General features: G+C 52.6%; 3 protein-coding genes. 2 read left to right on the top strand and 1 reads right to left on the bottom strand.

Annotation, left to right across the window (positions count from 1 at the left end):
- Positions 1 to 241 (bottom strand): transposase (locus O6944_00150; GenBank protein ID MCZ6717563.1); only part of this gene is annotated, 241 nt, incomplete at its 3' end.
- A gap of 190 nt (positions 242 to 431) precedes the next feature.
- On the opposite strand from O6944_00150, the gene O6944_00145 reads away from it, so the two are divergent.
- Together O6944_00145 and O6944_00140 are read left to right on the top strand one after the other, a co-directional pair.
- Entirely contained in the window at positions 432 to 2,699 is a 2,268-nt protein-coding gene (locus O6944_00145) for a tetratricopeptide repeat protein (GenBank protein MCZ6717562.1), read from the top strand.
- Positions 2,700 to 3,305: 606 nt separating this feature from the next.
- Positions 3,306 to 3,791, top strand: coding sequence for a hypothetical protein (locus O6944_00140; GenBank protein MCZ6717561.1), 486 nt, complete (start codon positions 3,306 to 3,308; stop codon positions 3,789 to 3,791).
- Positions 3,792 to 4,151: the final 360 nt, after the last annotated feature.

Raw genomic sequence — 4,151 nt, 5'->3', positions numbered from 1 at the left:
GGCGTGAAGATTGAATACGATTTAGATATCCGTAAAGAAATAGCTTGAGCATTGTAGACGGGTGATAAGCGGGACGACCAGTATTTGCAGGTACGGTCTTGAAACCCAATCCAGAAAGATCAAGGCTATCTACAAATGCATCAATGACTCGAATACTATTTTCTTCAGCGATGTAATTGTCGATACGATCAGGGAATAAGGTGACTTGTTTTCGGCATGTGCCCGCTATGAATCCGCTCATTGGATTACCCGGCAGTGGGAAAGTACTATTATATCTAGAATCGAGTTTTCACACAGCCTGTACCCAAAGCGGATATGGCTGGTTGCCAATTCAAGCGGCTCAAATCCACGGTATACGCCTCGCTGTTGGCGCGCTCTTACCGGTGCTGCATGCTATCTTTGCTTGAAAATGGAGGGTTTCGGCAAAGCATATGGGGCAATTCTTCGAAGAACTCAAGCGCCGAAACGTCTTGCGGGTAGCCGCAGCATACGTAGTGGCATCTTGGTTGATTATCCAGGTGGTGGAGACCATCTTCCCAGCCTTTGGCTTCGGCGATGCAGCTGTCCGCATTGTCACTATTGTTTTAGCGATCGGCCTCATTCCCGCCCTGATATTGTCCTGGGCCTTCGAGCTCACACCAGAGGGCTTGAAAAAAGAGTCCGAGATTGACCGCGCCGAGTCGATTACGCGCACAACCGCAAAGAAGCTCGATCGGGCGATTACGGTAGTCCTGGCCTTGGCATTGGCCTATTTCGCCGTGGACAAATTCGTGTTGTCACCGCAGCGTGAGGCAGATTTGATCCAGTCGGCCACGCAGGCCGGCGCAGAACAGGCACTGGAAGAGGAACGGGCAAGAGCATCCGCCATCCCGAACGAATCCATTGCGGTACTGCCTTTCGTCAACATAAGCGGCGATCCGCAAAATGAGTACTTCTCGGATGGCCTGACGGAGACATTGCTGCATATGCTGGCGCAACTTCCTGATCTCAAAGTGTCAGCACGGACTTCAGCTTTTGCGTTTAAAGGCCAGAATATCGACATTCGTACGATCGCTTTGACGTTGGGTGTCGCTCACGTACTTGAAGGCAGCGTACAAAGAGCCAGCAATCGCGTTCGCGTCACCGCACAGCTAATCCGCGCCGATGACGGTTTTCATGTCTGGTCACAGAGTTACGATCGTACCCTGGATGACATCTTTGCAATCCAGGATGAAATCGCCGGTGAGGTTGCGACGGCGCTTGGCAGTACATTGCTTGCTACGGATTCCGGAGCCATTCAGGGTGTCAGCACATCGGACATCAGCGCCTACGACATTTACCTGAAAGCGCTCGAGCAACAGGCGATAAATACTACCGATGCGCTGCATGCGGCAGAAAGGCTGTTCAACGAGGCATTGGCCAAGGACCCGGAATTTCTTGATGCCAGAACCGGGCTCGCACGCAATTTTCTGCTGAAAGAGTGGAAAAACGTAATCATTTTGGAGGTCGCGACGTCGGAAGCATCGATCCTGTTGGCCGAAGTCCTCAAGCAGCGCCCAGGTGATCTGGCTGCCAGGGGGCTGGATCTGATGGTTCAGTTCTTGGCGGCAGGTGATCGCCTGGACTTTGAAGCCGCGAATGCTGCGTTCGAGCAGTTGCTGCCCCTGATGCAGGAGGGTTACGGCGACTCCTACGTGAGGAGATTCGCCATCTTGTACCTGACTGGCGAAAAGCGATACGAAGAGGCGCTTGCGGTATTGCTCGACGGCCTTGTCGTCGATCCGCTCAACTATGATTTGTTGTGGGCCCAGGCGGGCATCTTCACTGAGACCGAGCGTCCGGAAGAGGCCAAGCAGCCTTTGCTCACCGCGCTGAAGCTGGCACCTGACAATCCGTTGATCTACTGGAGACTCGGCATGGCCGCGATCGATCGGGGCGAGCTGGCGCGCGGGCTCGACTGGGTGCGACAGGCCGCTGAAGTGGATCCTGGTGATCCGGTATTGCCGTTAATCCTCGCACGTCGTTTTAATTGGCTCGGCCTCTTCCAGGAAAGAGACTATTGGGCTGAGCGAACGCGGGCAATCGCACCCGAATCGCACTTGGTGCGAGAACTGGAAATATTGGCTGCAGTTTCGCGACATGATCAGGACGAGGTGATAAAGCTGACACAGACCACGATCGAGCAGATTCTCGATGGTGAAATAGATTCGGGCTTCACGCCCTTTGTCACGGCACATTACAACCAGGCCATGCACGACAAAGGTCTTTCAAAGCAGGCGCTGGATTTCCTGATCGCCAGGCAACCCGGTATCGATGACCTGAGCGTTCTTCCAGACAACTGGACGGCGATACGTTTGCAAGCTTTCTCATTTTCCTTATGGGCCGATGTTCTGGACGAACAATCTTTCAGAGAGAATGCAGTCAAATATGTAGCCTTGCTGGATGACGCCGATTTCAGTTGGCGAGACAGTAAGGGTGACGTTGTCATAACATCCGTCTGGCTAGGCGATTTGCAGACCGCGAGGACAGTATTCTTGAAAGAATTCGACGATCTCCGCGCTGACCACCCATGGTGGTATACGATCCTCAACAGTCACTCGCTCGCTGGTTTCCGGCAGGAACCTGACGTCGCGGCGCGGTTGGCGGAAGTGGCCCGCGAAAAAAACGAATTGCAGGAGCAGGTTGTTGAAATGCTGCGCGAGCCGGAGTGGCGCCACTAACCTGATTATTGTCGGATTGAGGGATCGCGACGCTCCACCTTGTCGAGCATCGCTGCCCAGGCGATCTGACCGCCCTGACCGGCGGTGGCTTTCGCCAGGTTTTCACAGTTCAGTATTCCAACCGCTTGCGCGGCGCCCGAAGGCTAGCCGAACAAGAGCATGACACTTCGGCATCCATCGTCATCGACGAATCAGCCGTGACCACTCGTCGCAGGGCCAAGTTGGCGCGGCTGATTCAGGATATTTATGAGATCGGTCCGTTCGCGTGATCAGATTCCCGCGCGACCATACGCATCATCGCGATGATCTATGACCCGGATGGTGCGGGGTTTTCTTTATCCGACGAATGTCCGGAAATGGCCGAAAGCGGACCCTGATTTCACCCAATTTCTGCTAATCTGAACGTCCGCTTTGGAGAAAAGCGGACATTCCGGAATATCCCCAAGATTTTCACAAAATTGACCAACTTGGAACGTCCGCTTTCCGCCCGGAAGCGGTCATTAGGCTAGAATTGGTAAAAACGTCCGCTAACGACCCAAAGCAGCCGTTGAACGTACTCCGCCGTGTTTTCACGAATGTCCAAATCCTTGGTATCCGGAGATGCAAATGACAAGAATAATTTTGCTTAGTCTGTTTCTAATCGCTACCAGCGCAACAGCACAGGCACCGACAGCCGCAGATCAAATATTGGAAATGTATAGCAGTCGTCTCGAGAGATTTCAGACTGCGGCCACGGCAGAGGCTAAGGCAGACGCATACGTAGCTGATATCGTTGATGGAGCGGTTTGGATGCCACAAGGAGGTGATCCAGTAAGGGGTAAGAAAGCCGTACATGTCTGGGCCGTTAATTTCTTTGCAACATGGATACTTGAGATTTCGGATAGTGAATTTGAGCCGATCATAGTCGGTGAAAAATTCGCGATAAGAAGATGGGTTGGAAACGGCGTGTATGAAGAACGAGCCACAGGACGGCGAATTCCATACTCGCAAAATTACATCGATATCTTAGAGAAACAGTCGGATGGGACGTGGAAGTTGGCAACCCATATGTGGAATAACAACAACAGACTGCCTAGCATTTGGTCAGAGTAAAAAGCCGCTCTGAATCGGAAGTCTTGATGTCCGCTATTGGCCGAAAGCGGACCTTCAAAACCCCCTGATTTCGCCCATCTGAACGTCCGCTTTTGGGGAAAGCGGACATTCAAGGACCGAGGGTGAAATTTCCAGCGGCGAGTGGCTGCTTTACCTCGAAACCAGCCGCTCAGGTGCTAGAATTTGGAGCATACTGAGTGGCTGCTTTTGACCCGAAGCGGCCGCTTGCTAAACGTGCCAATTATCCGACTACCAGGAGCAAGGAATGCAGGCTTTCGAGTATCTTGGAGTCCTGGTTTCAGTTGTCATAGGTCTTGCTATGACTCATTTGGTACTTGGAATAATTCGGGTTATACATTC

It is taken from the genome of Gammaproteobacteria bacterium, assembly GCA_027296625.1.
GTDB lineage: Bacteria > Pseudomonadota > Gammaproteobacteria > JAKEHO01 > JAKEHO01 > JAKEHO01.
Note: the sequence above shows the minus strand (reverse complement) of the source record. Positions and strands in the feature narration are given on the sequence as shown.